Source organism: Lysinibacillus sp. CNPSo 3705 (assembly GCF_028674935.1).
In the GTDB taxonomy this organism is placed as follows: domain Bacteria; phylum Bacillota; class Bacilli; order Bacillales_A; family Planococcaceae; genus Lysinibacillus.
Window position 1 is genome coordinate 79,784 of the sequence record NZ_JAQZSD010000001.1, and the last position, 25,227, is coordinate 105,010.

The 25,227-nt window shown below is 37.6% G+C and carries 30 protein-coding genes; all 30 read left to right on the forward strand.

All coding sequences use genetic code 11. The features are described 5' to 3' along the window. The 30 genes from fliJ (at position 1) to tsf (ending at position 25,004) form a co-directional block, all read left to right on the forward strand. Positions 1 to 450 carry a flagellar export protein FliJ gene (gene fliJ, locus PVA17_RS00365; RefSeq protein ID WP_132357439.1) on the forward strand — a complete coding sequence of 150 codons (450 nt, stop codon included), beginning with the start codon at positions 1 to 3 and terminating at the stop codon, positions 448 to 450. A 4-nt stretch (positions 451 to 454) separates the two neighbouring features. Continuing rightward, on the forward strand, positions 455 to 1,063 hold the full coding sequence (locus PVA17_RS00370; RefSeq protein WP_132357438.1) for a MotE family protein: 609 nt from the start codon (positions 455 to 457) through the stop codon (positions 1,061 to 1,063). A 25-nt stretch (positions 1,064 to 1,088) separates the two neighbouring features. Next, positions 1,089 to 2,351, forward strand: coding sequence for a flagellar hook-length control protein FliK (locus tag PVA17_RS00375; RefSeq protein ID WP_274066600.1), 1,263 nt, complete (start codon positions 1,089 to 1,091; stop codon positions 2,349 to 2,351). Between the two features lie 2 nt (positions 2,352 to 2,353). Next, positions 2,354 to 3,040: a flagellar hook assembly protein FlgD gene (gene flgD, locus PVA17_RS00380; protein ID WP_274066601.1), complete on the forward strand. Its 687-nt coding sequence runs from the start codon at positions 2,354 to 2,356 to the stop codon at positions 3,038 to 3,040. Positions 3,041 to 3,055: 15 nt separating this feature from the next. Next, on the forward strand, positions 3,056 to 3,427 hold the full coding sequence (locus tag PVA17_RS00385; RefSeq protein ID WP_132357878.1) for a TIGR02530 family flagellar biosynthesis protein: 372 nt from the start codon (positions 3,056 to 3,058) through the stop codon (positions 3,425 to 3,427). Positions 3,428 to 3,504: 77 nt separating this feature from the next. Then, positions 3,505 to 4,473 carry a flagellar basal body rod protein FlgG gene (gene flgG, locus PVA17_RS00390; RefSeq protein WP_274066602.1) on the forward strand — a complete coding sequence of 323 codons (969 nt, stop codon included), beginning with the start codon at positions 3,505 to 3,507 and terminating at the stop codon, positions 4,471 to 4,473. A 155-nt stretch (positions 4,474 to 4,628) separates the two neighbouring features. Next, positions 4,629 to 4,850: a flagellar FlbD family protein gene (locus PVA17_RS00395; RefSeq protein ID WP_049668748.1), complete on the forward strand. Its 222-nt coding sequence runs from the start codon at positions 4,629 to 4,631 to the stop codon at positions 4,848 to 4,850. After that, entirely contained in the window at positions 4,840 to 5,268 is a 429-nt protein-coding gene (gene fliL, locus PVA17_RS00400; RefSeq protein ID WP_132357434.1) for a flagellar basal body-associated protein FliL, read from the forward strand. Before PVA17_RS00395 ends, fliL begins: the two co-directional genes overlap by 11 nt. A gap of 32 nt (positions 5,269 to 5,300) precedes the next feature. Further along, positions 5,301 to 6,296, forward strand: a complete 996-nt coding sequence (gene fliM, locus PVA17_RS00405) for a flagellar motor switch protein FliM (RefSeq protein ID WP_132357433.1) — start codon at positions 5,301 to 5,303, stop codon at positions 6,294 to 6,296. After that, complete coding sequence (fliY, locus tag PVA17_RS00410; protein ID WP_132357432.1) at positions 6,289 to 7,527, forward strand: flagellar motor switch phosphatase FliY; 1,239 nt, start codon at positions 6,289 to 6,291, stop codon at positions 7,525 to 7,527. The genes fliM and fliY overlap by 8 nt, the downstream gene beginning before the upstream one ends. A gap of 21 nt (positions 7,528 to 7,548) precedes the next feature. Further along, on the forward strand, positions 7,549 to 7,911 hold the full coding sequence (locus PVA17_RS00415) for a response regulator (RefSeq protein WP_049668450.1): 363 nt from the start codon (positions 7,549 to 7,551) through the stop codon (positions 7,909 to 7,911). Positions 7,912 to 7,921: 10 nt separating this feature from the next. Further along, positions 7,922 to 8,590 carry a flagellar biosynthetic protein FliO gene (locus PVA17_RS00420; protein WP_248718163.1) on the forward strand — a complete coding sequence of 223 codons (669 nt, stop codon included), beginning with the start codon at positions 7,922 to 7,924 and terminating at the stop codon, positions 8,588 to 8,590. Next, complete coding sequence (gene fliP / locus PVA17_RS00425) at positions 8,587 to 9,252, forward strand: flagellar type III secretion system pore protein FliP (protein ID WP_132357430.1); 666 nt, start codon at positions 8,587 to 8,589, stop codon at positions 9,250 to 9,252. The genes PVA17_RS00420 and fliP overlap by 4 nt, the downstream gene beginning before the upstream one ends. 13 nt (positions 9,253 to 9,265) lie before the next feature. Continuing rightward, the gene (fliQ, locus tag PVA17_RS00430; protein ID WP_132357429.1) at positions 9,266 to 9,535 is read left to right on the forward strand and encodes a flagellar biosynthesis protein FliQ; all 270 of its coding nucleotides are present in this window, start codon (positions 9,266 to 9,268) and stop codon (positions 9,533 to 9,535) included. 4 nt (positions 9,536 to 9,539) lie between these two features. After that, entirely contained in the window at positions 9,540 to 10,316 is a 777-nt protein-coding gene (gene fliR, locus PVA17_RS00435) for a flagellar biosynthetic protein FliR (protein WP_132357428.1), read from the forward strand. 1 nt (position 10,317) lies between these two features. Next, the gene (gene flhB / locus PVA17_RS00440) at positions 10,318 to 11,406 is read left to right on the forward strand and encodes a flagellar biosynthesis protein FlhB (protein ID WP_132357427.1); all 1,089 of its coding nucleotides are present in this window, start codon (positions 10,318 to 10,320) and stop codon (positions 11,404 to 11,406) included. Positions 11,407 to 11,429: 23 nt separating this feature from the next. Beyond that, a complete protein-coding gene (flhA, locus tag PVA17_RS00445; RefSeq protein ID WP_248718164.1) occupies positions 11,430 to 13,463 on the forward strand; it encodes a flagellar biosynthesis protein FlhA in 2,034 nt (677 codons plus the stop codon). After that, positions 13,460 to 14,656, forward strand: coding sequence for a flagellar biosynthesis GTPase FlhF (gene flhF, locus PVA17_RS00450; protein WP_274066603.1), 1,197 nt, complete (start codon positions 13,460 to 13,462; stop codon positions 14,654 to 14,656). Before flhA ends, flhF begins: the two co-directional genes overlap by 4 nt. Continuing rightward, positions 14,653 to 15,528: a MinD/ParA family protein gene (locus PVA17_RS00455; RefSeq protein WP_274066604.1), complete on the forward strand. Its 876-nt coding sequence runs from the start codon at positions 14,653 to 14,655 to the stop codon at positions 15,526 to 15,528. The genes flhF and PVA17_RS00455 overlap by 4 nt, the downstream gene beginning before the upstream one ends. Beyond that, the gene (locus PVA17_RS00460; protein WP_274066605.1) at positions 15,529 to 16,683 is read left to right on the forward strand and encodes a protein-glutamate methylesterase/protein-glutamine glutaminase; all 1,155 of its coding nucleotides are present in this window, start codon (positions 15,529 to 15,531) and stop codon (positions 16,681 to 16,683) included. It abuts the gene before it with no gap. A 14-nt stretch (positions 16,684 to 16,697) separates the two neighbouring features. Beyond that, complete coding sequence (locus PVA17_RS00465) at positions 16,698 to 19,097, forward strand: chemotaxis protein CheW (RefSeq protein WP_274066606.1); 2,400 nt, start codon at positions 16,698 to 16,700, stop codon at positions 19,095 to 19,097. 27 nt (positions 19,098 to 19,124) lie between these two features. Next, complete coding sequence (locus PVA17_RS00470) at positions 19,125 to 19,571, forward strand: chemotaxis protein CheW (RefSeq protein WP_132357422.1); 447 nt, start codon at positions 19,125 to 19,127, stop codon at positions 19,569 to 19,571. A gap of 9 nt (positions 19,572 to 19,580) precedes the next feature. After that, entirely contained in the window at positions 19,581 to 20,213 is a 633-nt protein-coding gene (locus PVA17_RS00475) for a chemotaxis protein CheC (protein WP_132357421.1), read from the forward strand. Then, positions 20,214 to 20,720 carry a chemotaxis protein CheD gene (locus PVA17_RS00480; RefSeq protein ID WP_132357420.1) on the forward strand — a complete coding sequence of 169 codons (507 nt, stop codon included), beginning with the start codon at positions 20,214 to 20,216 and terminating at the stop codon, positions 20,718 to 20,720. Then, positions 20,720 to 21,094 (forward strand): hypothetical protein, encoded by a 375-nt coding sequence (locus tag PVA17_RS00485; protein WP_132357419.1) that lies wholly within the window; start codon positions 20,720 to 20,722, stop codon positions 21,092 to 21,094. Before PVA17_RS00480 ends, PVA17_RS00485 begins: the two co-directional genes overlap by 1 nt. Positions 21,095 to 21,415: 321 nt before the next feature. Further along, a complete protein-coding gene (locus PVA17_RS00490) occupies positions 21,416 to 22,186 on the forward strand; it encodes a FliA/WhiG family RNA polymerase sigma factor (RefSeq protein WP_132357418.1) in 771 nt (256 codons plus the stop codon). Positions 22,187 to 22,223: 37 nt separating this feature from the next. Continuing rightward, positions 22,224 to 22,532: an RNA polymerase subunit sigma gene (locus PVA17_RS00495; protein ID WP_132357417.1), complete on the forward strand. Its 309-nt coding sequence runs from the start codon at positions 22,224 to 22,226 to the stop codon at positions 22,530 to 22,532. 9 nt (positions 22,533 to 22,541) lie between these two features. After that, positions 22,542 to 23,138, forward strand: a complete 597-nt coding sequence (locus PVA17_RS00500; RefSeq protein WP_132357416.1) for a hypothetical protein — start codon at positions 22,542 to 22,544, stop codon at positions 23,136 to 23,138. A gap of 157 nt (positions 23,139 to 23,295) precedes the next feature. Then, positions 23,296 to 24,015, forward strand: a complete 720-nt coding sequence (gene rpsB, locus PVA17_RS00505) for a 30S ribosomal protein S2 (RefSeq protein ID WP_132357415.1) — start codon at positions 23,296 to 23,298, stop codon at positions 24,013 to 24,015. Positions 24,016 to 24,116: 101 nt separating this feature from the next. Then, positions 24,117 to 25,004: a translation elongation factor Ts gene (gene tsf / locus PVA17_RS00510; protein WP_132357414.1), complete on the forward strand. Its 888-nt coding sequence runs from the start codon at positions 24,117 to 24,119 to the stop codon at positions 25,002 to 25,004. Positions 25,005 to 25,227: the final 223 nt, after the last annotated feature.

A 25,227-nucleotide genomic window follows, 5' to 3' on the forward strand; every position in this document is an offset into this window, starting at 1 on the left:
GTGGTAAGCTATATATATCGTTTTGAAAAAGTGTTAACCATTCGAGAGCAAGAAAAAAATGAAACAGAAATTGCCTATAAAGAATCTGTACGTTCTTTTGAAGAAATTGCAACTAAGCTATATGAATTGTTAAAAAAGAAAGAAGATTTAATAGAGTTTCAGCAGGAGCGTTTAGCTGTAGGCTCATCAATAGAAGAAGTTCATCACTATGCACGGTTTATTGATAGCCTCGAAAAAACAATTGTTGATGTACAGCAAAAAGTTGTTCAAGCTCGTGCAAAAATGACTTGGCACGAAGAAAAATTATTAGAAAAAAACTTGGAAGTACGTAAATTTGAAAAAATGCGAGAGAAAGATTTTAAAGTGTTTCAGCAGGAACAGGATCGTATTGAAGGCATTTTTTTAGATGAGATTTCATCGCTGACGTATAACAAGAGAGAAATCAGGTGATTTCATGGCGAAAACAGACAATCGACTTAAAGCAGAATTAGTAGAACAACCGCCTAAACGTAAATCAGGAGGCTTGCGAAAGTTTTTTACGTGGTTTGTAATACCTATCATGTTTGTAGCGGCAGTTCTACTTGTTGTTGCAACCCTTATGAATACGAATGTCTTTGATCTAGGAAAGAAGGCAGTTCAAAGCTTACCATTCGTTCCTTCAGAAGAACAACAAGCAAAAGATGCTGTAGTTAATAATGATTCAAAGGTTGTAAAGTTACAGGCCGAAATACAAGAAAAAGAAGCAGAAATCGTACAGCTTCAAAAAAAGATGGATACGGCAACAACTGAAAAAGAAAAGTTAACGACAGAAAATGAACAGCTGAAATTTGAAATGGAGAAATTAAATAGGGAGCAAAGTGATGTAAAGCGTGATTTTACTGATATTTTAAAAACATTTGATAAAATGTCTCCTAAAGCAGCAGCGCCCGTTCTTATTAAAATGAGCGATACGGAAGCACTTCGTATTTTAACAAACTTAAAACCAGATAAATTAGCTGCGATTTTAGAAAAAATGGATCCACAAAATGCAGCGAAATATACAGAAATGATGGCTAAACAATAAGAAAATCTGAAAGGAGGTGAAAAAAATGGATGTAGCAATGATGCAAATGATGTCTAAGCCTATTTCAACTAAAACAGCAGCTACAAAACCTACAACATCAGTCGATTCCAATATGACTAATGGACCATCGAACAAGTTTGGATCTGTTTTTGGACAGATTATTTCTTCTTCAAATCAAATACAGCAGCCTACACAGTCAGTAGATACAAAAGATACCTCTGATTTGACAGCAGTTTTAAATGCTGAATCTATAGAAGACGTACTAGACTTACTAGAGATTCCACACGACGATGGTTTGTTAATGCTGCAAATTGGTGATGAAGGCAAAGCTGTTGCAATAGATGAAATGTTAAACCTGGATAACCTAATGGATGCATTGGGGATCGATGCTGAGCAGCTTCAAAAATTAGTACAACAGTTGCTAGGCGAAGATAAAGAAGCACAAGATGTTTGGGAGCTTTTAGCACTAGTAGACGCTCAGGCGCCAATGCTTCAAACGCAAATCGTAGCAGCTTTACAAGGTGAAGGACAAGTGACTCTAAAGGAAGCAGCGCCATTACTTCAAGTGTTAAAGTTAACACAATTAATGGGGCAAAAAACGGACTTAACAGCATCACAAGAAAACTTGCTAACTGACATAAAAAGTCTTTTGACAACGATTCAAACACAAGTAGAAACGACTCTATCTGAACAGCAAGTAACAACTAAAACAACAGTGACACTTCCGTTGCAGGGCTTCCAAAAAGTAGTGCAACAAGTTCAGGTTACAAAGCAGACAGATACAAGTGCTAATGAAATGGTGACTTCTAATACAGTCCAAACGAAAGCAGACACGTTCCAAGTGACACTGCCAGCAGCAAAGCCAGCACAGTCTGAGGCATTTTTGAAAGAGATGCAAGCAATCATTAATAGAGCCCAAATCTCTAATGCACAAGGTATTACACGTTTAACATTGAAATTGTATCCAGAAAATCTAGGAACAATACGTATCGAGCTTGTGCAAAATGACGGTGTCCTGACAGCAAGACTACTTGCTTCAACAGCTCAAGGACGTGAATTACTTGATAGTCAGGCACATCAATTAAAGCAAGCCTTTGTACAGCAAAACATTCAAGTTGATCGACTCGATATTGCTCAATCATTGCAAGACGCAGATCGCCAACAACGTGACCAAAGCTTCTTCAACAATTTCTTTAAGCAACAACAGCAAGAAGAGCAAGAGCAAAAAAACGACGATGATGATGAAGGTAAATCATTTAGTGACTATTTAATAAGTGAGGAGGTGTGAGCGTGGCAGATACAACGACTAATACAAAACCGGTAAATACAAAACCGGTAAATACAAACGTAACAGAGGACTTATATTATTCCAACTATAAGAAGCCAACGAAGCAAACGGGTAATAGTGAACTTGGCAAGGATGCGTTCCTACAATTATTAATTACGCAATTACAACACCAAGATCCAACAAATCCAATGGATGACCGAGAGTTTATTTCTCAAATGGCTCAGTTCTCTTCGCTAGAGCAAATGCAAAATATGACAAAAGCGATGGGATCATTACTTGCCTCACAGCAGCAAACACAGCTTATGAATTATACATCATTTGTTGGTAAGGAAGTAAAATGGCATGAGCTAACAGATAAGCTAGATGACAAAGGCAAACCGGTTATTAATGAGGGAACCGGCACAATTAAATCGGTGAAGTTTGTTGAGGGTAATGCAGTGTTTGAACTAGCTGATGGTAAAGAATTAACGCCTGGTAATATTTCAGCTATTTTAGGCGGTTCAAGTGAATCAGAATCTCCACTTGTACAAGCGAGCAAACTAATTGGTAAAAAAGTTACGTATATGGACGGCGAGCAAGAACTACAAGGACGTATCGTTTCTGTAACGAATAAAGATGGCGTCATTCAATATGTCTTAGACAATGACAAAAAATTAACAGCTAAAGAATTTACCGTAATTAGCGAATAAAGGTGGAGAACAATGATGGATAAATTTTCAATACATCGTGTACCATTGCATCCATCTATTCGCCAGACACAACCTAAGCCAATAAACGCACAGCAATCGTTTAAAGCGCATTTGCAAGAAGCTACCAATCAACAAGAGTTAAAAGTGAGCAAGCATGCCCATGAACGTATTATGGAGCGTAAAATAGCGATTTCTGAACAAGAATGGCAGGCTGTATCGGACAAGGTATTTGAAGCGCACTCAAAAGGTGTCAAACAACCATTAGTCTTGATGGATCAAGCAGCTCTAATTGTCAGTGCTAAAAACGCAACTGTCATTACAGCGATGGACCGCACGGAAGCAAAGCAGCAAATATTTACAAATATAGATGGCACGATCGTGCTATAAGGGCTGGACCTTTGAAAGGAAGCCTAGGTGTGCTGATTGATGGAGGCACACAATATAAATGAAGGGAGAACGACATTATGTTACGTTCTATGTATTCAGGTATTTCAGGTCTTAAAAACTTCCAAACAAAACTAGACGTTATTGGTAATAATATTGCTAACGTTAATACAGTTGGTTTTAAAAAGGGGCGTGTTAATTTTAAAGATTTAATGTCTCAAACACAAGCAGGCGCATCAGGGTCTACTGCAACGCGTGGAGGAGTAAACCCACAACAAGTAGGTTTAGGTTCACAACTAGCAGCTATCGATACTATCCACGGTGGCGGATCTTTACAGAGTACAGGGCGTGGACTGGATTTAGCTATTGAAGGCGATGGTTTCTTTATGGTGGCTGATGCGAATGGCGCTCCAGACGAAACTTCTGGCTTTATTGATGAAGATGGATTCAATAACACGTTATTCACACGTAATGGTATTTTCTACATGGACAACAATGGCTACTTAGTAAATGCAGATGGGAAATATTTAGTTGGAGTCACTGCGGGTAAAGATATTGTTACCGAGAAGGATGATAAAGGTATTTTACCGGATGATGCACCAAATGCATCTGGTGATGAAGGTGCTAATTTATTTGATGATGCAGGAGTGTTAACACCTGCTAATGGTACTGTAGGACCTATTCGGATCCCGACAACAGCTAAAGAAGTAAATATCGGACCTGATGGTAAAATTACTTATCAAGATTTAAACGGTGATCTACAGTGGGCTGGACAGCTGGTAATGGCTAAATTCCCGAACGCTGGTGGTCTTGCTAAAGCAGGCGGTAATTACTATCAACAAACTACAAACTCTGGTGTAGCATATGCACAAGTAGCAACTGTAGCAGGTATGGGTAAAGTTGTTGCGGGAGCGGTAGAAATGTCTAACGTCGATCTTTCTGAAGAATTTACTGAAATGATTGTGGCGCAACGTGGTTTCCAAGCCAATACACGTATTATCACAACTTCTGATGAAATTCTTCAAGAGCTTGTGAATTTAAAACGCTAAGTTTTATAAAGTAGATTTTAGTAAGAGATATATACTTCATATAGTCATACAGGTAAAGAAAATACTAGTTAGATTACAAAGTGCTCAAAACTAAAACATAATTTCATATGAGGGAGGGTCGGGCCGGCTCTCGTGCTAGACCCGGCCCTATTTCAATGATTGAATTAACACGTTTAAATGGCAAAGCATTTACATTGAATGCTTTATACATAGAAACGGTCGAATCTTTTCCGGATACGACCATTACATTAACGACTGGAACTAAAATCATTGTTTTACAGAGTGAAGATGAGGTGCGACAAAAGGTAACAGCCTTTTATAAAAATATACAAATACTATCAAACCCGCATCTACGAGGTGAAGAAGATGAAGAATAACAAAATGTTAACGATGATTATCATCGTACTAGTAGCAATCATACTTATCGGGGGTATTTGCTTTGCATTGTTTACCCAATTTAATAAGCCTGCAAAGTCTCTTGAGCCAACTATTGATGAAATCGTAGAAGCTTCTGTTGAAATTCCAGAAATTACTACAAATCTAGCGGATAACAAAGTTGTACGCTTTTCGTTAAAAATTCAAACATCAAGTAAAGATGCTGCTGCTGAATTAACGAAGCGTGATTTCCAAGTGAAAAATATTGTTATTCAAGAGCTTTCCGAGATGGAGCAAAAAGATTTAGAAGGTAAGCAAGGCAAACAAGTTTTCCAAAAATCATTAAAAACAAAAATTAATGAATTGATGCAAGAGGGAGAAGTTCAGGAAGTTTATTTTACCTCCTTCATCACCCAATAATTAAAGAAACTGCTTGAAATGGAGGTGGGCAAATGGCAGGAGATGTGTTATCTCAATCCGAGATAGATGCGCTGCTTTCCGCAATATCAACCGGGGAAATGTCAGCGGACGACATGAAAAAAGAGGACGAGGGGCGCAAGGTTAAAGTGTATGACTTTAAACGAGCACTTCGTTTCTCAAAAGATCAAATCCGAAGTTTGACCCGAATACATGAAAATTTTGCACGATTACTGACAACCTTCTTTTCTGCACAGCTAAGAAGCTATGTGCAGATTACTGTTGCATCAGTAGACCAAATACCATTTGAAGAGTTTGTACGTTCGATTCCGAATATGACACTCATTAATGTGTTTGAAGTGCCACCATTAGATGGTAATATATTGATGGAAATAAACCCGAACATCGCCTACTCGATGTTAGATCGTTTAATGGGCGGTAGTGGGGCGAGTCATAGTAATGTGGATAACTTAACAGAAATTGAAACTAAAATTATGACAAACCTTTTTGAACGTTCATTCGACAATTTACGCGAGGCATGGGAAAATGTTGCGGAAATTGATCCAATCTTAGTGGAACTTGAGGTCAACCCTCAATTTTTACAAATGATTTCACCAAATGAAACAGTTGTCGTTATTTCTTTAAATACGATTATTGGTGAGACAAGCGGTATGATTAATATTTGTATCCCGCATGTTGTATTGGAGCCAATTGTTCCAAATCTTTCTGTTCGTTACTGGATGCAGACTAATACAAAAGAGATGTCTCCAGAGCAAACAAAAATGCTTGAAACACGTGTGAAACAAGCAAAACTACCTGTTTCCGTTGAACTAGGTATTACAGACATTACCATTGAGGATTTCCTCACAATGCAAGTTGGAGATGTTATTCAATTAGAACAAAAAATTGAAGATCCACTACTGTTAAAAGTAGGCACATTACCGAAATTTACAGTTCAACCAGGAAAACAAGGCAAAAAATTAGCAATCCAGATTATCGACCCTTTGAAAGGAGGAGACGAAGATGAGTGATGAAATGCTCTCCCAAGAAGAAATTGAAGCGTTATTAAGGGGCGAAACGTTGGAAGATAAAAACAGCGGCACTGAAGCTTCTACAAATGAGGAAATTAATGATTTAAAAGTAGAGGATTACCTCGATTCGTTTGCCCAAGATGCATTAGGTGAGGTAGGAAATATATCTTTTGGTAGCTCTGCCACTGCACTTTCAGCGTTACTAGGTCAAAAAGTAGATATTACTACCCCAAGTATTTCAATGATTAACCGAAATAAATTAGAAGAGGAATTTCCTCATCCTTATGTAGCCGTACAGGTTGAATATACAATCGGGTTAACAGGTATGAATTTGCTTGTTATTAAGCAATCCGATGCAGCAATTATTGCTGATTTAATGTTAGGTGGAGATGGCTTAAATCCAAAACCAGATTTAGGTGAAATTCAGCTAAGTGCCGTGCAAGAAGCTATGAATCAAATGATGGGTTCTGCGGCTACTTCAATGTCGACAGTATTTAATAAAAAAGTGGATATTTCTCCACCTACTATTGATTTAATGAATATTTCTCAAAACGAAGGACGAGAAAATATTCCTGAAGATGATTTACTCGTAAAAGTATCGTTCAGATTGAAGATTGGTAATTTAATTGATTCGAATCTAATGCAATTATTGCCGCTGAAATTTAGCCAAAACATTGTAAAATCTCTGTTAGGAGAAACAGAATCAATCGGGGAACCTGTAGCTGCAACAATAGCACCTGAAGCGCCAGTAGCTCCTGCGCCTGTACAACAACAAGCGACTATGCAACCACAAGCGCCAGTAGCACCACAGCCTGCGCAGCCAGTATATCAACAGCAGACAGCTCCTGTGCAGCAACCAATGTATCAAGAGCAACAGCAGATTCCTCAAGCAACAAGACCTATGCAACCGGTCAATGTTCAACAAGCACAGTTTGCTAGTTTTGATCCAAATGTTATCTCGCAATCTGAAGCTAGAAATTTAAATATGCTACTTGATATTCCGTTGCAAGTTACTGTAGAGTTAGGACGTACAAAGCGTTCTGTAAAAGAGATATTAGAACTATCTAGTGGTTCGATTATTGAACTAGATAAATTGGCTGGTGAACCAGTTGATATTTTAGTAAATAGCCGTTTAATCGCTAAAGGTGAAGTCGTTGTTATTGATGAAAACTTCGGTGTCCGCATTACAGATGTTTTAAGTCAAGCAGAGCGTTTAAATAATTTAAGATAGTTTCAATTGGAGGAGTTAACCATGTCTAAAAGAATTTTGATTGTTGATGATGCCGCATTCATGCGCATGATGATCAAGGATATTTTATCGAAAAATGGATTTGAAGTTGTTGGAGAGGCTGCTGATGGTTTACAGGCAGTTGAAAAGTACAACGAATTAAAGCCAGATCTAGTAACAATGGATATTACGATGCCAGAAATGGACGGTATTGCAGCTCTTAAAGCAATTAAAGGTTCAGATCCAAATGCAACTGTAATTATGTGTTCGGCAATGGGACAACAAGCAATGGTAATCGATGCAATTCAAGCTGGTGCGAAAGACTTTATTGTGAAACCTTTCCAAGCTGATCGTGTAATTGAAGCGATTCAAAAAGCTCTAGGATGATTGAATGCAAATGTTAAAATCATTTCGTCTAACGATGATTTTCGCATTTCTTGTATCCTTCCTGTTTTTGTACCCTACAACGACTTCTGTATATGCAGAATCTAACACGACTTCTGTGAGCGACTGCATCAAAAACGGAGATTGTGAAGAAGATAGTACTCCAGCCGCTAAGAAAGATTCAGAGTCACAGGCGGCTGGAGATGTATCTACGTGGGAATACATAAAAATGGTGTTGGCGCTTATTTTTGTTGTAGCTTTATTTTATGGATTAATGAAGTTTTTAAATAGAAGAAATTTAAACTTTCAACGTAATCAATTAGTACAAAATTTAGGCGGTTTATCGTTAGGTGCCCAAAAGTCGGTACAACTATTACAAGTAGGTAAAACACTCTATTTAGTTGGGGTCGGTGAGGATGTCCAGCTATTACGTGAAATTACTGATCCGGATGAAGTGGCAACACTTTTAGCGCTATATAATGAACGACAAGAACTTGCAGCAACATCACCGTATATTGCAGAAGTATTATCTAAATTTAAGAAAAAAAATAATGAAAGTTCATCAGTACAGCAAAAACAAAACGCTTTTGGTGAGCTGTTCGAAAAAAAGATTTCCGAAATTAAACAGGAGCGCAGTGAAGAACTGGAGAAATGGAAGCAAAAGGAGAATGATGATAAATGAATGATGTAATCAGTGTTTTTTCCAACAGCGACCCGACAAATGTCTCTAGCGCAGTGAAGCTGCTCTTGATGTTAACAGTTCTTTCACTAGCACCTAGTATTTTAATTTTGATGACATCGTTCACACGAATAGTTATCGTATTATCGTTTGTTCGTACTGCGTTGGCGACACAGCAAATGCCACCGAACCAGGTCATTGTAGGACTTGCCTTGTTTTTAACTTTCTTTATCATGGCCCCAACATTTCAAGAGGTCAATAAAGAGGCATTACAGCCATTATTTTCTGAGGAAATTGGCATTGAAGAGGCGTATGATCGAGCCAGTGTACCGTTTAAAGAGTTTATGAGTAAGTATACAAGGCCAAAGGATCTGAATTTATTTTTAAAGTATAATCAAGCAGAAACACCAGCATCTGTAGAAGAAATTCCACTGACAATGCTAGTACCTGCTTTCGCATTGAGTGAGATTAAAACAGCATTTGAAATTGGCTTTATGATTTTTATTCCATTCCTAGTAATCGACATGATTGTCGCAAGTACGCTAATGTCGATGGGGATGATGATGTTACCACCGGTTATGATTTCATTGCCGTTTAAGATTTTATTATTTGTACTCGTTGACGGTTGGTATCTTGTGATGAAATCATTACTACAAAGTTTTTAGGGGATGATACAGTATGACAGGTGAATTGGTTATTTCCATTGCAGAGCGTGCCATTATGGTTATCCTTCTAACAAGCGGTCCGCTACTATTAGTTGCTTTAATCACTGGTTTAGCGGTAAGTATTTTTCAGGCAACAACATCGATTCAAGAGCAAACTTTAGCATTCGTGCCAAAAATCATCGCTGTATTAGCAGCCATCGTATTTTTCGGTCCTTGGATGTTATCACAAGTGACTAGCTATGCGAGAGACATTTTTGAGAATTTAACGCGTTATATAGGGTGAGTAGATGAATGAATTAATCCCGCATTTTACGGTTTTCTTATTAGTGCTTGTGCGCGTATCGGCATTTTTTGTCACGGTGCCTTTTTTCTCGTACAGAACGATTCCGCCACAAGTTAAAATAACGCTCGCATTAGTTTTAGCTTGGATGATGTATTACACAATTGACGTCGAACCATTTGTATTTAATGGTGATTACATACTTTTAGTGATGAAAGAGGCACTTATTGGACTGTTACTCGGTTTAGTAGGCTATATCATCATGTCGGCAATTCAAATTGCCGGAAGCTTTATAGATTTTCAAATGGGTTTTGCTATTGCCAATATTATTGACCCGCAAACAGGTGCACAAAGTCCATTGATAGGACAGTTTTTTAATACGCTAGCATTACTTTTTCTACTAGCTATAAATGGACATCACATGATTCTCGATGGAATTTATTATAGTTATCAATTTTTACCGATGGATCAAGGATTTCCTAATTTCGCAAATGATCATTATATAGAGTTTATCATCACAAAATTTACAGCTGTTTTTGCGATTGCCTTTCAAATGGCTGCTCCTGTTGTAGCTACTTTATTTTTAGTCGACTTAGCACTAGGAATCACGGCGAAAACTGTACCGCAATTAAATATTTTTGTTGTTGGTTTTCCTATTAAAATTGGGGTTAGTTTTCTAGTGTTATTTACCATGATGGCTGTAATGGTTCAAGTGATACAAAAGCTTATTACAATTATGATTTATGCGATGCGTGATGTAATGGCTATTTTAGGTGGTGGGTAAAATGTTGCTACTACTGGATTTAGATTTACAGTATTTTGCGGGAGAAAAAACGGAAAAGGCGACGCCCAAAAAACGACAAGATGCTCGAAAAAAAGGTCAGGTAATCAAGAGTCAGGATATTTCCAGTGCAATTGTCATGCTCATGGTATTTATCTTTTTATACTTCTTTGCAGGTTCACTGCTAGATGATCTTTTAGCTTTTTTTAAGCAAACTTTTATTCAGAACATACGCGTAGAAACACTAACAATTGATAGTGTGATGCGCTTATTTACAGAAACATTGGCGCAAATGGCTTTTGTTATTGGTCCAATTATGGGAATTGCATTTGTTGGAGCGTTAGCAGGTAACTTTCTACAGTTCGGTTTTCTATTTACATTAGAACCGATGAAGTTTGATTTGAAAAAAATGGACCCGATTAAAGGGCTGAAAAAAATATTTTCTGTTAAAGCCATTATAGAGCTTATAAAGTCAGTATTAAAGATTGGCTTCATCGGTGGCGTTACGACAATTATAGTTTGGACAAATTTACCGAAAGTTTTGGCGTTATCCTTTAAAAGCCCATGGATAACTCTTATTACCGTGGGTAAGCTTGTTGGTATTATGGGGATTGCTGCTTCGCTAGTCTTACTATGTGTATCCCTTTTAGACTGGATGTATCAAAAATTTGATTACGAAAAAAATCTTAAAATGTCTAAGCAAGATATTAAAGATGAATATAAAAATAGTGAGGGGGATCCGCTGATAAAATCGAAAATTAAGCAACGCCAACGCGAAATGGCGATGCGTCGAATGATGTCAGAGATTCCAAACGCCGATGTAGTCATCACTAACCCAACTCACTATGCGATTGCCCTCAAATATGATGAGGAAAGTATGGAAGCCCCACGCATTGTTGCCAAGGGTACAGACTTTATCGCTCAAAAAATTAAAATGATTGCGAAAGAACATGATGTGATTATGGTTGAAAACAGGCCATTAGCACGAGCAATGTACGATCAAGTAGAAATCGGTGATCAAGTACCAGAAGAGTTTTTCAAAGCAATAGCCGAAGTGCTTGCTTATGTTTATCGAATTAAGCGGAAAATTTAAAGCTTTTTGTAGGAGGGACACAAATGAAAGTTCGCGATATAGGGGTTTTAGGTGCGGTTATTTTAATCGTTGCGATGCTCATCATTCCTCTTCCTCCGTGGATGTTAAGTTTCTTAATCGTCATTAATATTACATTAGGATTAATCGTACTGTTAACAGCAATGAGTATGAAGGAAGCGTTAGACTTTTCTATTTTTCCTTCAGTTATTTTATTGTTAACTTTGTTCCGGCTCGGACTGAGCGTTTCTACAACACGTGCCATTTTAGCCAAAGGTGATGCTGGTGCGGTTGTTGAAACGTTTGGTGATTTTGTAGTCGGTGGGAATGTACTAGTTGGTTTAGTTGTATTCTTAATTCTTGTGTTAATTCAGTTTATCGTTATTACAAAAGGAGCGGAGCGTGTAGCTGAAGTAGCAGCACGTTTCACACTGGATGCGATGCCAGGTAAACAAATGAGTATTGATGCTGATTTAAATGCAGGAGTTATTTCTGAAAAGGAAGCACGTGAACGACGCGAAAAAGTAGCGGGTGAAGCGGACTTTTACGGAGCGATGGATGGTGCCACAAAATTCGTAAAAGGGGATGCCATTGCCTCGATGGTCATGGTTATTATCAACTTATTATTTGGTATCATCATCGGTGTTGCGCAAATGGGTCTTCCATTTGCAGATGCAGCGAATCATTTTTCTAAGTTAACAGTTGGGGATGGTATTGTCTCACAAATTCCTGCGCTACTCATCTCTACTGCGACAGGGATTGTCGTAACACGTGCATCTTCTAAGGGAAGTCTTGGTGAAGATATTACAGGGCAGCTTTTTGCTCAAGCGAAACTGCTTTATGTAGCTGGTGGAACAATACTTTTACTTGGATTTTTCACACCTATCCCTCTATGGATAACACTTCCAATTGGTTGTTCGCTAATTGCTGGTGCTTATATGATGGATCATAAGAAACCAGAGGATGAAGAAGAATTACTTGAAATTGAGGAAGAAGTGGCAACAGACGGCATGAAGAGCCCTGAAAACGTTGTGAATTTATTAAATGTGGACCCAATCGAGTTTGAATTCGGCTATGGTTTAATACCTTTAGTAGATGCTGCTCAAGGTGGAGATTTATTAGATCGAGTCATTATGATACGTCGACAGTTAGCATTAGAATTAGGGATTGTCATTCCGGTTGTTCGTATTCGCGATAATATTCAATTACAACCAAATGAATATCGAATTAAAATAAAGGGTAACGAAATGGCACGTGGTGAACTTCTACTTGATCATTATTTAGCAATGAGCCCAGGAGATGATGATTCCATCGAAGGAATTGACACAGTTGAACCGTCATTTGGTTTACCTGCAAAATGGATTACTGAGCAAGTGAAAGAAGATGCCGAAATGTTCGGCTACACAGTTGTTGACCCACCGAGCGTAGTGTCGACCCACTTAACCGAAATGATTCGAGCAAATGCTTATGAATTACTCGGTCGTCAAGAGACGAAGCAGTTAATTGATCATTTACGTGAAACACATCCAATTTTAGTCGAAGAGCTGACGCCTACACCGTTATCGACTGGAGAAATTCAAAAAGTACTAGGTAAACTCCTACGAGAAAATGTTTCAGTGCGAAACTTACCAATTATTTTTGAAACGCTAGCAGACTATGCAAAGTTAACAAGCGATACCGATATATTAACGGAGTATGTACGTCAATCATTGGCACGTCAGATTACTTCTCAATACGTAGGAGACAACCCGTCATTAAAGGTGATAACTGTTTCGGGTAAAGTAGAGAAAATGATTGCTGATAGTATACAACAAACTGATCACGGAAATTACTTAGCGATGGATCCGCAAGATTCTCAAACTGTTTTGGAGATTATTGCTGCAGAAGTAGAACGCGTTTCCTTTATGGAACAATCTGCTATTATCTTATGCTCTCCAGCAGTTCGTATGTATTTACGTCAACTAACGGAGCGTTATTTCCCGCAAATTCCAGTTCTATCATACAATGAACTTGATGCTACAGTTGAAATTCAAAGTGTTGGGGTGGTGAATGTTGAATGAAAATGAAAAAATATTATGCATCTTCCATACCAGAAGCGATGAAGCTTGTACGTGCTGAATTAGGTGAGGACGCTGTCATTTTGAATTCGAAAGTAGTCGTTACAAAAAAGTTTTTTGGAATCATTAAAAAGAAAAGTTTTGAAGTTGTTGCAGGGATTGATTCAATGGAGCCAGGTAATGTGGCTCCAGCACCTGTAGCTTTACCTATAACAACAGCTAAAAAAGAAAATGTAAGGTTACAAGAGATTACGAATGCTGTGCAAGCTAAAACGCACCAAGTACAGCTACAGAATGAGGTGCCCTTGCATGAGGAAGCTGGCATTTCTGAAGATTTGAGGAAGGAAATCGCAGATTTAAAATCTTTAATGCATTCTATGCATAAAAAGACTATCCAAGATCAATATCCCGATGAACTCTTACCCTTCATTGAATACTTAAGACAGCAGGAGCTAAGTGAGGAGCTCATCACAACGATTGGTGATGAGCTTTTTACGCATTTCAGAGAAGCGTCAGAAATCAATTTTTCTCAATGTAAGATGGTTACGAAAAATTTATTGCGTAAAGAGCTAGAGAATCTCCCAGTCGGGGGCTTATCCTATGACAAAAAATATATTAATGTTCTAGGTCCAACAGGTGTCGGAAAGACTACGACAATTGCTAAAATGGCAGCTAGAGCAGTTTTAGAAAAAAAGAAAAAAATAGGATTTATCACGACAGATACTTACCGTATTGCTGCAATTGAGCAATTAAAAACGTATGCTGGACTGTTACAAGCTCCTGTGGAAATTGCCTATAATGCAACAGATTTTGAACAAGCAATCCATCGTTTGTCCCATTTAGATTTAGTGTTTATAGATACAGCTGGTCGCAATTATAAAGAGGTAAAATATGTAGACGATTTACAGCGTCTCATAAAATTTGATGATCAAGCTGAGTCCTTCTTAGTACTTGCTATGACAACGAAAGAAAAGGATATGGCAAATATTGTAGAGCAATTTAAGCAATTACCAATTGAAAAATTCATTTTTACAAAAATTGATGAAACAAATTCTATTGGCACAATGATTAATTTAATGATTAAATATAATAAAGGACTTGCTTACTACACGAATGGTCAAGAAGTACCAGAAGATATTGAGGAAGCTGACCTAGAAGCAGTACTAAATTTATTTTTTCAAGGTGAAGAAAAATGAGAGACCAAGCTGAAACATTACGCTTGAAAATGTTAAAACAGCAAGGCGAATTAGGCAGGGCAATTGCGGTTGTAAGTGGAAAAGGTGGAGTTGGTAAAAGTAACTTCACGATGAATTTTGCCATTACAATGGCCAATAAAGGGAAAAAAGTTATCATCGTTGATATGGATATTGGTATGGGGAATATCAATATTTTAATTGGAAAAAATGCATCCTATAGTTTAAAAGATTACTTAGAAGGAAATAAGTTGCTAGATGAGGTAATATTTGAAGGCCCTTACGATTTAAAGTATATTTCAGGCGGGTCTGGTATGTCGGGCGTCTTAGAATGGTCAGAGATTATGTTTGATCGACTCATTCATGCATTTGAGCAGCTTCAAAAAAGCTTTGATTACATCTTATTTGATATGGGAGCAGGTGCAACGAACTGGTCATTAGATTTACTAACTTCTATAGATGAAATCATTGTTTTATCAACAGCAGAGCCAACTTCTATAACAGATGCCTATTCAATGATGAAATATATTCATACGAGAGATGTAGACAAGCAATTTTATATACTGTGTAATCGAGCTTATAGTAAAGAAGAAGGACTAGAAACTAATGAACGACTGAAGCGTACGATGAAACGTTTTTTGGACAAAGAGGTTACGGTATTAGGCTCATTACCTGAAGATTCTGTTGTGCGTAAGGCTGTGCGTGAGCAAGTGCCTTTTTCACTTGCCTATCCAGACGCGCATATTACAAAGACGCTGCATCTTATAGTGGCACGTTTTATGGAATACCGTGTGGAGGAAGTTCATGCACATGATCAGTCAGCGGGTAATTTCTTAACTAAATTAAGAAGTATTTTTTCGAAAGGGCGTGATTAATTGGACTTTTTACATAAAAGCAAGCTATTAGTTGTTGATGATTCTGCTTTTATGAGAAAGCTAATTAGTGACTTTTTTGTTGGCAACTCGAAGGTTGAAGTAGTTGGAACAGCACGAAATGGGAAAGATGCGATAAAGAAGATTCAATCATTGCAGCCAACAGTTGTGACAATGGATATTGAGATGCCTGAAATGAATGGGCTTGATGCTTTAAAAGAAATTATGACTATATGTCCAGTACCTGTTGTCATGCTCTCAAGTACAACTCAACGAGGAGCGGAAAATGCCTTGTCAGCAATTGAACTTGGTGCAGTAGATTTTGTCGCAAAGCCGAGCGGAACAATTTCGCTTGATTTACATAAAATCCAAACCGAGCTTGTTCACAAAGTTGAACAAGCATCATTGGTACCTATTTCAAAATTAAACAAACCTTCTGGTAGTAAAAGACAACAAGAACATTTATTAATAGCGAGTACTGTTAGACGAGAATCTTTTAATGAAGGCATAGTGGCTCCTCCTGTCAATGTTTTTCCGACAAGGGCAGAATTATCAAAGCCACATGTTGAATGGAATAAAGTAGGGCGGAAAATTGTACTGATTGGGACTTCTACCGGCGGACCTAGAGCATTACAAGAAGTAATAACAAAAATCCCAAAATCAATTCAAGCACCAATTTTAATTGTCCAGCATATGCCAGCAGGATTTACAAAATCTCTTGCAACTCGTTTGGATCAATTGAGTGAGATTACCGTAAAGGAAGCTGAGCAAGGAGATATTCTTCAAAATGGCACGGCGTATATTGCACCTGGTGGGTATCATTTAAAACTTAAAAAAGTAGGTACCTCCTTTGGCATAGTTCTTGATAACAATGAACCACCTAGATCTGGACATCGCCCTTCTGTAGATGTCATGTTTGAAGATGTCAGCCAATTTAATGATTTTGATAAAGTGGCAGTTATTATGACAGGTATGGGCCATGACGGCTCTGATGGACTAAAAGCACTAAAAAGTACTGGAAATGTGATGGCAATCGCTGAGTCAGCTGAAACTTGCATAGTGTATGGTATGCCGAAAGCAGCAGTGGAAACGCAGCTTGTCGATGAAGTAGCAGATGTAGATGATATTGCACAAACAATAATGAAATATTTGCCTTAAAGGGGTGTCCTCTTATGGAAGTCAATCAATATTTAGAGATGTTTATTGAAGAAAGTAAAGACCATTTACAAGCGTGTAGTGAACATTTATTAGAACTAGAAAAAAATCCAGACGATTTGGCGATTGTTGGAGAAATATTCCGCTCTGCGCATACATTAAAAGGTATGTCTGCGACAATGGGCTTTGAAGATTTAGCAGATTTAACCCATAAAATGGAAAATGTGTTGGATGCGATTCGAAATGAGAAAATCCATGTTTCTCCAGAAATTTTGGATGTTGTCTTTGAGTCTGTTGACCATTTAGAAGAGATGGTGATGGACATTGCAAATGGCGGAGATGGAAAACGTGATGTATCTTCAACTGTTGCTCAATTAAAGCGTATTGAATTAGGTGAGGAAGCAATTCCTGAAGTAGTAACTGCTGAAACACCAGCTACAGCTGTAGCAAGTGTGTTAGAGTATGACGGCTTTGAACAAACAGTTATTGCTCAATCTACTGAACAAGGATTCAATGCATTTGAAATTTCAGTGCGATTACGTGAGGACTGTCTTTTAAAAGCAGCACGAGTATTTATGGTGTTTGAGATTTTAGAAAAAGATGGAGATGTTATTAAATCAAATCCATCTGTAGAAAAGCTTGAAGACGGACAGTTTGACCAACAATTTTATGTAGCTTTCGTAACGAAAGAATCTGCTGAAGCTATGCAGAAAAAGATTATGAGTGTTTCAGAAGTTGAAGAAGTGATTGTCGCAACTATTGAGACACCAACTACAGCTGTAGCAAGTGTGTTAGAGTATGACGGCTTTGAACAAACAGTTATCGCACAATCTGCTGAACAAGGTTTCAATGCATTTGAAATTTTAGTGAAATTACGTGAGGACTGTCTTTTGAAAGCAGCACGTGTATTTATGGTGTTTGAAATATTGGAAAAAGATGGCGATGTCATTAAATCAAATCCATCTGTAGATAAGCTTGAAGACGAACAATTCGACCAACAATTTTACGTAGCCTTCGTAACAAAAGAATCTGCTGAAGATATGCGGAAAAAGATTATGAAAGTTTCTGAAGTTGAAGAAGTGATTGTCGCAACGATTGAACAAAAGCAACATAGCGAAAAAGAACAAGCGATTCAAGAAGTAGTGGCAACAGCAACGGTAGAAGTTGAGGCTCAACCTGCTACTGCACCTAAACCAAGTACTGCAAAACCAACACCTGCAAAAGCAGCGGCGCCTGCTAAGGCTGAAAAAAATCATGCGCCTGTTGGTAATAAAACAATTCGTGTAAATATCGAGCGACTTGATATATTAATGAACTTATTTGAAGAGCTTGTTATCGATCGAGGACGACTACAGTCTATTGCAACTGAGGTTAATCATGGAGAGTTAAATGAAACAGTGGAACGTATGAGCCGCGTCATGGGTGACTTACAAACGATTATTTTAACGATGCGTATGGTTCCGGTAGAAACAGTATTTAATCGCTTCCCGAAAATGATTCGTCAGTTATCTCGTGATCTAAACAAGAAAATTAACCTCGAAATTATCGGTGCTGAAACAGAGCTAGATCGTACCGTTATCGATGAAATTGGGGATCCTCTTGTTCATTTAATTCGTAATTCTGTTGACCACGGTATTGAAAATCCGACTGCTCGTCTTGCAAAAGGTAAACCAGAAGAAGGAACAGTCGTCCTGCGTGCTTATCATAGTGGTAACTATGTCTTTATTGAAATTGAAGATGATGGAGCAGGTATTAACCGTGAAAAAGTACTTGCGAAAGCTATTTCTAAAGGTATTGTTACACAAGAACAATCATATTCAATGTCAGATAAGCAAATCAATGAGCTTATTTTGGCTTCTGGTTTCTCAACGGCAGATGTTATTTCTGACGTATCAGGTCGAGGCGTTGGATTAGACGTTGTTAAAACAACAATAGAATCATTGGGTGGAAATATTTCAATTGAATCTACACAAGATGTAGGATCAGTATTCTCGATTCAATTACCACTGACATTATCGATTATTTCTGTCATGCTAGTAGAAATAGAGAAAGAGATTTATGCAATTCCACTTTCATCAATTATCGAAACTTCCATTATCCGTTCATCTGAAATTATGAATGCGCATAATCAAAAAGTAATCGACTTCCGTGGCAAAGTAGTACCACTCGTATTTTTAGAAGAAATTTTTGAGGTACCTCGCAAAGAACCACAGGGTGACGAATTCCATTCAGTGGTCATCGTTCGAAAAGGTGAGAAGCTTGCTGGTTTAGTTGTAGATTCATTCATTGGCCAACAAGAAATTGTTCTGAAATCATTAGGAAACTACTTAACGAATATCTTTGCAATTTCAGGTGCAACAATTTTAGGTAACGGTAAAGTAGCCTTAATTGTGGATTGTAACGCACTTATTAAATAAGGTGAATGAATAAGAGAGGTGTAAACAATGACAAATGCAGTGGAACAAGAAAGTATTAAAGTAATTGTTTTTCAACTAGCTGATAAAGAATATGCGATTCCGGTGTCACATGTACAAGGGATTGAAAAACTAATGCATATTACGCGCGTACCGAAAACGGCGAAATATGTAAAAGGTGTTATTAACCTACGCGGTGTCGTAACACCAATTGTAGACTTACGTGAACGGTTTGAATTACCTATCTCTGAGCACGAAGAAACAACACGTATTATCATTATTTCATTAGAGGATATGGAAGTAGGTTTCGTCGTAGACTCTGCAAATGATGTGTTAGACATCCCTGCTGACTCTATTGAACCACAGCCCGAAGTAGTAGGTTCATTGGAAGAAGAGTTTATTTCAGGTGTGGCTAAAATAGATAAACGATTATTAATTTTATTGCATTTAGAAAAAGTACTAAATCCACTAAAGTAGGGATCGATAATGACATATAATCAAAAGATTACATCGCTACATTTAGATGTATTAAAGGAAATTGGTAATATAGGTGCTGCGCATGCTGCGACAGCACTTTCCAATTTACTTGGTAAAAAAATTGATATGCGGGTACCAAAGGTTGAAATGGTGTCATTTAATGACATGATGGAGCTTGCTGGTGGATCTGAAAATGTCGTAGTTGGCATCTATCTACGCATTGAAGGTGATGCTGAAGGTAGTATGTTCTTTATTCTGCCAATTGAACAAGCAAATCGTTTTATTCGTCGTCTCATATTTGATGAATCATTCGACTTTAAAAAACGACCTGTTTCAGAGTTAGGTTTATCAGCTATGCAGGAGATGGGTAATATTTTATCTGGCTCTTATTTATCGGCGTTATCTGACTTTACAAATTTAAAAATTTATCCAACTGTGCCGGGACTAAGTGTTGACATGTTTGGTGCCATTATTAGTATTGGTTTGATTGAATTATCACACGTTAGCGATAATGTTATCGTCATAAACACATCCATTTTTGAAGACGGTGTAGAGGATCAGGAAACAGTTAGAGGGCATTTCTTTTTATTACCAGATCCAGACTCATTTGATGCTATTTTTAAAGCATTAGGAGTTTCATAAATGATACAAAACAGTAGTAATGGGCAAGTTATAAAAGTTGGAATTGCACAAATGGATGTAGTAAAGTTACCAAATACGATAAGAACATCAGGTCTTGGATCTTGTGTAGGTGTTATTTTATACGATGAATCAAAAAAAATAGCTGGTTTGATTCATGTGATGTTGCCAGATTCGAGTTTAGGTAGACAAGAGTCAATAAATGTGGCCAAATTTGCTGACACAGGCATTGCGGCAATGATTGACTTATTAAAGTTAGAAGGCGTTCAAAAATTCAAGCTAAAGGCAAAAATTGCGGGTGGTGCGCAGATGTTTCAATTTACGTCAGATAAAGATTCCATGCGCATCGGCCCGCGTAATGTTGAAGCTGTAAAGCATGAGCTAAAGCGTCATGGAATTCGTTTAGTTGCCGAAGACACGGGCGGAAATAGTGGTAGAACAATTGAATTTAATCCTGCGACTTCGACATTACAGATTCGAACGGTTAACCAAGGAGTGAGCGAAATATAATGTTTGGTTCTATTTTTTATAACCTATGGGGAGCATTAATTGCCTTTTCTATATATTTTTTTAGTACTTTTCTAAAACCTTATACGCCACTACGTATTATCATAGGGTCATTTGTGGCGGGAATAATTGTATTTTTTATCATGTATATTGTAAGATTTTTAATCGCCTATATTTTATTCACACCAGAGGATGCTGAAGACATCGTTGAAGGTGAGCATGAAGAAAACGAATCCGGCAATCGTGAGGAAGACAATCGAGAAACACCGACGGCCAGCTCTACCGTTGAGTTTCAAGATGAAAACTCAGAAGAAATTGCGCAAGTTGTTCGCACAATGATGAATCGTGAGGATGATCCGCAATTAAATAATGCTTAAAAAATGGGAGTCGCGAGTAGCGGCTCTTTTTATAGTTATTTTAATTCTTTTGTGCATTAGTAAGTTTTGGCTATATCCAAACGAAAAAATGCCTGACACAAAAATGTAAAAAATCTATGATAGAGTCTGAGAAACAAATGAAATTAAAGTCGATTCTTGTTATAATATAGGAAAGAATTACATTGGTTTTTATGTTAGAGGCTGGATAGCTAGTAACGCTTTGTTACCCTCTGTAAATAATTAAAAACAGAAAACAACAAGGTAATATAAGACAGTGGCAAACAGGCGCGTAAATGCGTTTTTCTTAGAGAGGTGGATTACATGACACAACCAATTCTGAACGATGAACAAAAGCTGTGGAACCGCTGGATAAATGAACGTGATCCAGATGCTGGTGATTTACTTATAAAAAAATATATTTCTCTAGTATCTTATCATGTACAACGCATTGGATCGAGCTTACCAAAGAGTGTATCGCGAGACGATTTAACGAGCTTAGGTATGGTAGGTCTTTTTGATGCATTAAATAAATTTGATATTAACAGAGACTTAAAATTTGATACATATGCTTCTTTTAGAGTAAGAGGAGCAATTATTGATGGTTTACGTAAGGAAGATTGGTTGCCGCGTTCTGCACGTGAGAAGGCCAAAAAATTAGATGCACAGATTGAACAGTTAGAACAAAAATATATGCGTCATGTAACACCTGAGGAACTTGCGGAACATATGACTTTACCAGTTGAAGAAGTTTACCAAACTGTACAGGAGCATTTCTTTTCAAATGTTCTTTCCATTAATGAGCAGCAAGATCAAGATGAGACTGATGGAAAGTCGTTTGTTATTCGTGATGATACAACAACGACACCTGAGCAAGCTGTCGTTAAGTCTGAACTGCTTGGGGATTTAGCAGAAAATATCCAAAAGCTCAATGATAAAGAGCAGCTGGTGCTTAGTTTATTTTATACTGAAGAATTAACATTAACAGAAATTGGAGAAATGCTTGGGTTATCAACATCGCGCATTTCACAAATCCACTCAAAGGCGCTATTAAAGCTACGAAAATTATTATCTAATGAAATGATTAATGCATAATAATCCTTATATACATATCGTTGAAGGAGGGAGTCACATGAGTTTAAAGGGTGTCGAACTACAAATAGCTATTCCAAAAACATTTGAAGCAGGGAAAATGGCGGATCAGGCCCAACAACAAACTTTGGCTCAGCAAGCACATGCAAATGACGCGTTAAAAAAAGAAATAGAACGCAAGCAAAAAGTTGTGAATACTTCAGAGGGTATGGATGAAATTAGTGAAGATGAAGAAGCAGGTGGCGAGTATATAAAAGGTACTCGAAAAAAGAAAAATAAGGATAACGAGAAGCGAGAAACGCAAGCGCAGCATCCGTTTAAAGGAAATTTTGTGGATTTTAGTGGATAGGAGCTTACTATGACAATCATACTAATTGCGGTTCTTTTTATTTTACAGCTACTTTCATTTTATTTCCTTATTATATTAAATACGAAGCTAGCAAAATTTAAGGACTTAGAAAAAAAACAGGAGCGCTTAATGCGTGAAATGGATGACACCATTAGTGTTTATTTAGCTGAGATGAAAGATGAAAATGATCGCCTAATTCAAGAGCTACAACGGGTTTCGAAGTCTGAAACTCAAACGAATGCTGTGAAACATGAAGAACAGATTGAGAAACAAAAGGAGCAGGAGCAATCGCCTTCTTTAACAAAGGAAGAAAGCCCAGTAGACGGTTCTACTAAATTAGATAATGAACCGCGCTTCTATGTGCCCAAAAATATTGTAGCCAATGCTTATTCACGTCAGCAGCAAACTGAAGCTAAAACAGAAGCTAAAGTGGTGCATTCTGCCCAGCAGCCAACTAATGCAACTAAAAAGGAAGAAGCGAAGCCATTAACAATAGAACAACAAGCTGTTGAATTAGCGAAACAAGGTAAAACAGCAGAAGAAATTGCCAAGCAGCTGCAAAAAGGGAAAACAGAGATTGAGCTTTTATTGAAATTTCAGCACTAAAACAGTTGCGAATGGGATAAAGCTATGATATAGTTGCAAATGGTGTTATTAATACACACGCATTTTGATGTAGTAAGTGGTGCTCTAAGTATAGGGTAGCTTGTTGCAAGTGATAAATGCGGAGGATAAAAACCAAACATACTAGGAGGAAATTCACATGTCAGTAATTTCTATGAAACAATTACTTGAAGCTGGTGTACATTTCGGTCACCAAACTCGTCGTTGGAACCCAAAAATGAAGAAATATATCTTCGTTGAGCGTAACGGGATCTACATCATCGACTTACAAAAAACTGTTAAAAAATTAGAGGAAGCTTATGACTTCATGCGTCAAGTTGGTCAAGACGGTGGTAAAGTTCTTTTCGTTGGTACGAAAAAACAAGCACAAGAAGCGATCAAAGATGAAGCTGAACGTTCAGGCAACTACTACATCAACCAACGTTGGTTAGGTGGTACTCTTACAAACTTCGGTACTATTCAAAAACGTGTTGCACGTATGAAAGCAATCGAAAAAATGGAAGAAGAAGGAACTTTCGAAGTTCTACCTAAAAAAGAAGTAATCCAACTTAAAAAAGAACACGAACGTCTAATCAAATTCTTAGGCGGTATCCGTGATATGCACGATCTTCCAGACGTAATGTTCGTGGTTGACCCACGCAAAGAACGCATTGCTGTTGCAGAAGCTCGTAAATTAAACATCCCTCTAGTAGGTATTGTTGATACAAACTGTGATCCAGATGAAATCGACTACGTAATCCCTGCTAATGATGATGCTATTCGCGCTGTTAAACTTTTAACTGCTAAAATGGCTGACGCTTTAATCGAGTCAAAACAAGGTGAAGAAGAAGCTCCAGCTGTAGAAGCTGCTGCTGAGTAATTCACGTTTACAAAAAGGTGATAAGTGGCTCAGGACCCTTATCACCTTTTTTAGAACTTATCACTAAAATTTGTACAACCAATTTGAGGAGGAAACACTAAATGGCAAACATTACTGCACAATTAGTAAAAGAATTACGTGAAAAAACTGGCGCTGGAATGATGGATTGTAAAAAAGCGTTAGTACAAACTGATGGCGATATTGATGCTGCAATCGATTTCCTACGTGAAAAAGGTCTTTCTTCAGCTGCTAAAAAAGCTGACCGTATCGCTGCAGAAGGTACTACTTACATTTTAGAACAAGGTAACGAAGCAATCATCCTTGAAGTTAACGCTGAAACAGACTTCGTTGCTAAAAACGATAAATTCCAAGTATTAGTTGCTTCTTTAGCTGAGCAATTACTTGCTGCTAAACCTGCAACAGTTGAAGCTGCATTAGAGCTTACAAATGCTGAAGGTGTGAAAATTGTTGACCAAATTTCAACTGCAGTTGCAACTATCGGTGAAAAAATCACGCTTCGTCGTTTCGAAGTAAAAACAAAAACTGATGCAGATGCATTCGGTTCTTACTTACACATGGGCGGCCGCATCGGTGTATTAGTTACTTTAGAAGGTTCTACAGATGCTTCAGCTGCTAAAGATGTTGCTATGCATATTGCAGCTATTAACCCTACTTATGTTTCTCGCGATGAAGTTTCTGCTGAAGAAGTTGAACGTGAGCGTAAAGTATTAACTGAACAAGCTCTTAACGAAGGTAAACCAGAAAACATCGTAGCTAAAATGGTTGAAGGTCGTCTTGGTAAATACTTCGAAGATGTTTGCTTACTTGACCAAACATTCGTTAAAAACTCAGATCAAAAAGTACGTGACTTCGTTGCTTCAACTGGCGGTTCAGTAAACGGCTTCGTACGTTACGCTGTAGGTGAAGGTATCGAAAAACGTGAAGATAACTTTGCTGAAGAAGTAATGAGCCAAGTTAAAGGTAACTAATTTACTTGCGTTTGATCCTAATCAAATAATATCTAGATTTTCTAGACAAAAAATGGGGAACACAACATAGCGTGTTCCCTATTTTTCCGAAATAAGCGAAAAAAAGATATAATTGGTTCATCCACCAATATTGTGGAACGGAAATCACCACACGTTATGGTGATGAGCCATATAATTTCCTATTCTGCCTTATTCATAACTAGCAATTATTGTTATTTATACT

Coding starts and splice junctions, on each gene's coding strand:
- PVA17_RS00455 (WP_274066604.1), top strand. CDS start 14,653: ATGAGAGACCAAGCTGAAACATTACGCTTGAAAATGTTAAAACAGCAA.
- PVA17_RS00385 (WP_132357878.1), top strand. CDS start 3,056: ATGGATAAATTTTCAATACATCGTGTACCATTGCATCCATCTATTCGC.
- fliY (WP_132357432.1), top strand. CDS start 6,289: ATGAGTGATGAAATGCTCTCCCAAGAAGAAATTGAAGCGTTATTAAGG.
- flgG (WP_274066602.1), top strand. CDS start 3,505: ATGTTACGTTCTATGTATTCAGGTATTTCAGGTCTTAAAAACTTCCAA.
- PVA17_RS00420 (WP_248718163.1), top strand. CDS start 7,922: ATGTTAAAATCATTTCGTCTAACGATGATTTTCGCATTTCTTGTATCC.
- PVA17_RS00470 (WP_132357422.1), top strand. CDS start 19,125: ATGACAAATGCAGTGGAACAAGAAAGTATTAAAGTAATTGTTTTTCAA.
- fliR (WP_132357428.1), top strand. CDS start 9,540: ATGAATGAATTAATCCCGCATTTTACGGTTTTCTTATTAGTGCTTGTG.
- flhA (WP_248718164.1), top strand. CDS start 11,430: ATGAAAGTTCGCGATATAGGGGTTTTAGGTGCGGTTATTTTAATCGTT.
- PVA17_RS00495 (WP_132357417.1), top strand. CDS start 22,224: ATGAGTTTAAAGGGTGTCGAACTACAAATAGCTATTCCAAAAACATTT.
- PVA17_RS00480 (WP_132357420.1), top strand. CDS start 20,214: ATGATACAAAACAGTAGTAATGGGCAAGTTATAAAAGTTGGAATTGCA.
- fliQ (WP_132357429.1), top strand. CDS start 9,266: ATGACAGGTGAATTGGTTATTTCCATTGCAGAGCGTGCCATTATGGTT.
- PVA17_RS00395 (WP_049668748.1), top strand. CDS start 4,629: ATGATTGAATTAACACGTTTAAATGGCAAAGCATTTACATTGAATGCT.
- fliL (WP_132357434.1), top strand. CDS start 4,840: ATGAAGAATAACAAAATGTTAACGATGATTATCATCGTACTAGTAGCA.
- PVA17_RS00370 (WP_132357438.1), top strand. CDS start 455: ATGGCGAAAACAGACAATCGACTTAAAGCAGAATTAGTAGAACAACCG.
- PVA17_RS00490 (WP_132357418.1), top strand. CDS start 21,416: ATGACACAACCAATTCTGAACGATGAACAAAAGCTGTGGAACCGCTGG.
- flhB (WP_132357427.1), top strand. CDS start 10,318: ATGTTGCTACTACTGGATTTAGATTTACAGTATTTTGCGGGAGAAAAA.
- rpsB (WP_132357415.1), top strand. CDS start 23,296: ATGTCAGTAATTTCTATGAAACAATTACTTGAAGCTGGTGTACATTTC.
- flhF (WP_274066603.1), top strand. CDS start 13,460: ATGAAAATGAAAAAATATTATGCATCTTCCATACCAGAAGCGATGAAG.
- PVA17_RS00375 (WP_274066600.1), top strand. CDS start 1,089: ATGGATGTAGCAATGATGCAAATGATGTCTAAGCCTATTTCAACTAAA.
- PVA17_RS00465 (WP_274066606.1), top strand. CDS start 16,698: ATGGAAGTCAATCAATATTTAGAGATGTTTATTGAAGAAAGTAAAGAC.
- fliP (WP_132357430.1), top strand. CDS start 8,587: ATGAATGATGTAATCAGTGTTTTTTCCAACAGCGACCCGACAAATGTC.
- tsf (WP_132357414.1), top strand. CDS start 24,117: ATGGCAAACATTACTGCACAATTAGTAAAAGAATTACGTGAAAAAACT.
- fliM (WP_132357433.1), top strand. CDS start 5,301: ATGGCAGGAGATGTGTTATCTCAATCCGAGATAGATGCGCTGCTTTCC.
- PVA17_RS00500 (WP_132357416.1), top strand. CDS start 22,542: ATGACAATCATACTAATTGCGGTTCTTTTTATTTTACAGCTACTTTCA.
- PVA17_RS00475 (WP_132357421.1), top strand. CDS start 19,581: ATGACATATAATCAAAAGATTACATCGCTACATTTAGATGTATTAAAG.
- PVA17_RS00415 (WP_049668450.1), top strand. CDS start 7,549: ATGTCTAAAAGAATTTTGATTGTTGATGATGCCGCATTCATGCGCATG.
- PVA17_RS00485 (WP_132357419.1), top strand. CDS start 20,720: ATGTTTGGTTCTATTTTTTATAACCTATGGGGAGCATTAATTGCCTTT.